Annotated in this window: 6 protein-coding genes; 3 read left to right on the plus strand and 3 right to left on the minus strand. The window is 66.7% G+C overall.

Going from position 1 to position 4,282, the window contains the following annotated elements; genetic code table 11:
* Positions 1-158: 158 nt before the first annotated feature.
* Positions 159-476, minus strand: a complete 318-nt coding sequence (locus tag DJ75_RS12250) for a DUF5785 family protein (protein ID WP_094524741.1) — start codon at positions 474-476, stop codon at positions 159-161.
* A 201-nt stretch (positions 477-677) separates the two neighbouring features.
* On the opposite strand from DJ75_RS12250, the gene DJ75_RS12255 reads away from it, so the two are divergent.
* The gene (locus DJ75_RS12255) at positions 678-1,847 is read left to right on the plus strand and encodes a glutathione-independent formaldehyde dehydrogenase (RefSeq protein WP_094524742.1); all 1,170 of its coding nucleotides are present in this window, start codon (positions 678-680) and stop codon (positions 1,845-1,847) included.
* A gap of 52 nt (positions 1,848-1,899) precedes the next feature.
* Here DJ75_RS12255 and DJ75_RS18695 read toward each other — a convergent pair whose 3' ends face one another.
* On the minus strand, positions 1,900-2,067 hold the full coding sequence (locus tag DJ75_RS18695) for a hypothetical protein (protein ID WP_170938321.1): 168 nt from the start codon (positions 2,065-2,067) through the stop codon (positions 1,900-1,902).
* Positions 2,068-2,280: 213 nt separating this feature from the next.
* Between DJ75_RS18695 and DJ75_RS18700 the strand changes: the two genes are divergently transcribed.
* A complete protein-coding gene (locus tag DJ75_RS18700; protein ID WP_170938320.1) occupies positions 2,281-2,433 on the plus strand; it encodes a hypothetical protein in 153 nt (50 codons plus the stop codon).
* Between the two features lie 24 nt (positions 2,434-2,457).
* Here DJ75_RS18700 and DJ75_RS12260 read toward each other — a convergent pair whose 3' ends face one another.
* A complete protein-coding gene (locus DJ75_RS12260; RefSeq protein ID WP_094524743.1) occupies positions 2,458-3,585 on the minus strand; it encodes a GTP-binding protein in 1,128 nt (375 codons plus the stop codon).
* A gap of 96 nt (positions 3,586-3,681) precedes the next feature.
* Between DJ75_RS12260 and DJ75_RS12265 the strand changes: the two genes are divergently transcribed.
* Positions 3,682-4,149, plus strand: coding sequence for a hypothetical protein (locus DJ75_RS12265; protein ID WP_094524744.1), 468 nt, complete (start codon positions 3,682-3,684; stop codon positions 4,147-4,149).
* Positions 4,150-4,282: the final 133 nt, after the last annotated feature.

Genomic DNA, 4,282 nt, shown 5'->3' on the forward strand with positions numbered 1-4,282 from the left:
CTCGCTGCGCTCCTCAGTCGCTCGTCCCACTCGCTCCCTGCGGTGCTTGCGTCGCCTCCGCACTCCTCGCGGCTGGGGCTTTGGAGTGGTTCACCGTCGAAGCAGTTATTTAAAAGAGAACGACTGATGCGTCCGAGACGTTTATCCCCGATTCGTATTCAGGCGCTGCCGTCGACGAACTGGTCGGCACCCTCGTAGAACCAGTAGCCGTTCTCGCGCATCACGCGGCCGAGCTCCTGGTGGAACTCGACGAAGTCCGCGAACTCCTCCTTCTCGACGCCCTCGAAGATCTCCTCGACGGAGACGACCGTCTCGTAGTCGATCCGGATCGGGTGGTCCCCGTACTGCTCGACGTACTCCGCGGTCGACAGCGGGAAGTCCTCCTCCTCGTCGATCTTCTTCGCGAGCACGGCGTGGCCGTACTGCCGCCTGCCCTCGCTGCCCTGCTCGCCGTCGGGGTCGTGTGGCCAGTCCATACCCTCCGTTTACCGTGCCGCAGGAAAGTCGTTGCGCTCCGCCGGACTCCCCGTCGACGCGCCGCTGCGTCCCCTCGGCACACCGGCAGCCGACCGCGACGTACATGACGATTAATTGAATTGTACCATAATTTATTAACTATCTATGTAACGGAAAAACATTTAGAATACTCGAAGCTTTCCGTTAGGTTGGATCACATCATGAAAGCTGTTGTTTATCAAGGCCCGTACGACGTGGCCGTAGAAGAGGTAGATGACCCGGAGATCGAACACCCGAACGACGTCGTCGTCGACATCACGACGTCGTGTATCTGCGGCTCCGACCTGCACATGTACGAGGGTCGGACCGCGGCCGAGGAGGGGATCGTGTTCGGCCACGAGAACATGGGGATCGTCTCCGAAGTCGGTGAGGCCGTCTCGACACTGGAGGAGGGAGACCGCGTGGTGATGCCGTTTAATGTCTCCTGCGGGTTCTGCCAGAACTGCGAGGAGGGGTACACCGGCTTCTGTACCAACGTCAACCCCGGCTTCGCCGGCGGGGCCTATGGCTACGTCGCCATGGGGCCGTATCCGGGCGGACAGGCCGAGAAACTCCGCGTCCCGTACGCGGACCACAACGCGCTGAAACTGCCCGAGGGGCGCGAACACGAGGACGCGTTCTCGCTGCTCGCGGACATCTTCCCGACCGGCTGGCACGGCACCGAACTGGCGAACCTCCAGCCCGGGGAGTCGGTAGCGGTCTTCGGCGCCGGGCCGGTCGGGCTGATGGCCGCGTACAGCGCGAAGATCAAGGGCGCGGCCGAAATCTACGTCGTCGACCAGGTCCCGAGCCGACTGGAGCTGGCGGAGGACCACTGCGACGCGACCGCCATCGACTTCTCCGAAGGCGACCCGGTCGACCAGATCATCGAGGAACACGGCGGAATGGTCGACAAGGGCGTCGACGCGGTCGGGTATCAGGCGACCGACCCCGACAACGTCGACACCGAGACGGAGGACTACTCCTATCAGCCGGCCAAGGAGAACCCGGCGGTCGTGATCAACAACCTCATCCGCGTGGTCCGGCCGACGGGCGAGCTCGGCATCCCCGGCCTCTACGTCCCTGAGGACCCGGGCGCGCCCGACGACATGGCCGCGCAGGGGCGGCTCGGTATCGACTTCGGGAAGTTCTTCGAGAAGGGCCTCAAATGCGGCACGGGCCAGTGTAACGTCAAGTCGTACAACCGGTACCTCCGCGACATGATCATCGAGGGACGTGCCGACCCGAGCTGGGTGGTCTCGCACCGCGTCGACCTCGAGGAGGCCCCGGAGATGTACGAGGCGTTCGACGCCCGCGAGGAGGGCGTCACGAAGGTCCTCCTCGAACCCTGAGTCGCCGAGGCGCCGCCTCGCATCCGCTGTTCCGATTTTTCCGCCACCGATATCAGGTCCGGAGCCACGCCTTCGGGTGCTCCGCCCGGAGATGCGACTGGTACCGCGAGACGAGCTCCGGATACCCGTCCGCGACGCAGTGCCAGCCGCAGTGCTCGCAGCGCCGCTCGACCGCCTCGTCGTCGCTCTGAACGTGTCCGCCCCGCCTGTATGTGACCATAGTGGAGTGTCGCCGCGGCCGAGCCACGTCGATAGCTACCGTACGTCACGGACGGGGTTCACTCTGTCGGCGGACCCGAAATGCGCGACCGCCGGCGCTTCTCGGACGCGCAACCGCCCGAGCCCCTGAGACGCGCGACCGCCCGCGCTCCCGACAGTCGCTCTCACCACGGTCGGCGAAACCGGTATGTCGCTCCCTCGCGTGGTCACCCGTATGTGTAAGTACTGTAACTGGGCGTTCCACGACGGGTGGGGCGAGCTGCTGAAGTACGACGACGTCTACCAGTCGGCGGTCGGCACCGAGACCGAGTCCACCCACGGGTTCCACGAGGAGTGGGACGACTTACAGGCCGAACTGGGAATCTGAGCCCGACCGACTCTCGGGACCGATTCAGATCGGGAACGCGCTCGCTCCCTCGACCGCCTCGGGGTCCGACGCCGCCAAGTCGTCGAGTTCTCGCCGGATCCGCGACTCCTCCATCTCGCTGCCGATGAACACGAGCCGCGTGCGGCGGTCGTCGTCCGGTCCCCACTCGCCGATCGGCCCCGCCTGCACCGAGGGGCCGGCCTGACTCACGCCGATGACCTCGTCGGTGCCCGCGACGTTCGCGACGCCCTTCGCCCGCACGATGGCGCCGTCCCAGTCGTCGAGCCAGTCGGCGAACGGCTCCGGGGCGAGGGCGTTCGCGGAGCGGTAGACGAACGAGTCGACCCCGTGGGCCGCGGCGGCGCCCTCGGCGTGGTCGTGATCGTGGCCGTGAGCCTCCTCCTCCCCGCCGTGCCCGTCCGCCTCGCTTTCCGCGAGCGCGCGTTTCCACCCGGGCGACCGCTTGGCCGTCTCGAAGTCGAACCGTCCCGTGCCGAGCACCGCTCCGGGGTCGACCTCGGAGTAGCTCGTCCGGACCCGTTTCGCCCGCGGGCCGATCCGGTCGGCGACCGACTCGATCTCGTCGAGGACCTCGTCCGGGACCATGTCCGTCTTGTTCAACACGAGGACGTCGCAGAACTCGATCCCCTCGACGAGCACGTCCGCGAGGGGTCGGTCCGCGGCCGGCTCCCCGTCGCCCGGCAGGCTTTCGCCGGCGTCGAACTCCTTCCAGAACCCGTAGGTGTCGAGGACGGTGACCATCGTGTCGAGCCGGAAGCGTTCGGTGGGGTCGATCTCGGAGGCATCGGTCCCCTCCGTGAACGCCCGCGCCACCGGGATCGGTTCGGAGATGCCCGACGACTCCACGAGGAGGTAGTCGAACTCCCGCGACTCCGCGAGCGTCGCGGCCTCGCTCAGCAGGTCGTCCTGGAGTCGACAGCAGATACAGCCGTTCGAGAGGTCGACGATCCCCTCCTCGTCGTTCTCGCGGGCGACCAGCTCCGCGTCGACGTTCACCTCGCCCATGTCGTTTAAGATGACGGCGATCCGCCTGTCGCCGGGGTTCGCGAGCAGGTGGTTCACCATCGTCGTCTTCCCGGCGCCGAGGTACCCGCTGAGGACGGTCACGGGGATCCGGTCGTCGTCGCTCATACGTATTATCGTGAGACGTGCTATCAGTATGAAACGATCGATCGGTGGGATCGTCCCGTCACAAAGCTTACCTCGCCCGCCCGGCCGTTCCCCGCCATGCGCCGCAGAGCCCTCCTCGCGACTGCGACGGCCGTCTCGACCGCCCCCCTCGCGGGCTGTCCCGTGCCGCCGTGGGGAGAAGTCCCCGACACCGTCGACGGCGCCGAACTTACGCTGCGCCGCGAACACACCGGGGAGTTCGAATCCGACGAACCGAATCCACACGACGCCGCCGTCCTGATCCGCGCGGTCGACGCCGACCCGCCGCGGCTCACCGTCAGGGGACGGCTGCTCGACGGCTCGCGAGAGTGTTATCGGATCGAGCTGATCGAAGCGACGCTCGACGCCGACCGCCTGCTGGTCCGGTTGACCGCCGAAGACGACCCGGACTGGGACGAGGAAGCGTGTCCGGACGTCGCCGTAGCCCACCCCTACGAGGTCATAATCGAGTTCGCGGAGGCGCCGGTCCCCGAGCGCGTCGAAGTCCGCCACAGCGACGAGACGATACTCGACGAACGGGTGTGATCGACAGAGAAACGCCGGATCGAGCTCACGCTTTTATACATATCCGGCAGCGGCGCGTGCCTGCGAGGCCGCGCCCGCGGCCGAGCCGCGAGGGACCTTCGGTCCCTCTGGAAGCCGGCGCTACGCGCCGGCG

The sequence above is a fragment of the Halorubrum sp. Eb13 genome (assembly GCF_002252895.1).
GTDB lineage: Archaea > Halobacteriota > Halobacteria > Halobacteriales > Haloferacaceae > Halorubrum.

Excerpts from the sequence above, each read along its gene's own strand:
- DJ75_RS18695 (WP_170938321.1), bottom strand. The coding sequence starts at position 2,067 with ATGGTCACATACAGGCGGGGCGGACACGTTCAGAGCGACGACGAGGCG.
- DJ75_RS12250 (WP_094524741.1), bottom strand. The coding sequence starts at position 476 with ATGGACTGGCCACACGACCCCGACGGCGAGCAGGGCAGCGAGGGCAGG.
- DJ75_RS12265 (WP_094524744.1), top strand. The coding sequence starts at position 3,682 with ATGCGCCGCAGAGCCCTCCTCGCGACTGCGACGGCCGTCTCGACCGCC.
- DJ75_RS18700 (WP_170938320.1), top strand. The coding sequence starts at position 2,281 with ATGTGTAAGTACTGTAACTGGGCGTTCCACGACGGGTGGGGCGAGCTG.
- DJ75_RS12255 (WP_094524742.1), top strand. The coding sequence starts at position 678 with ATGAAAGCTGTTGTTTATCAAGGCCCGTACGACGTGGCCGTAGAAGAG.
- DJ75_RS12260 (WP_094524743.1), bottom strand. The coding sequence starts at position 3,585 with ATGAGCGACGACGACCGGATCCCCGTGACCGTCCTCAGCGGGTACCTC.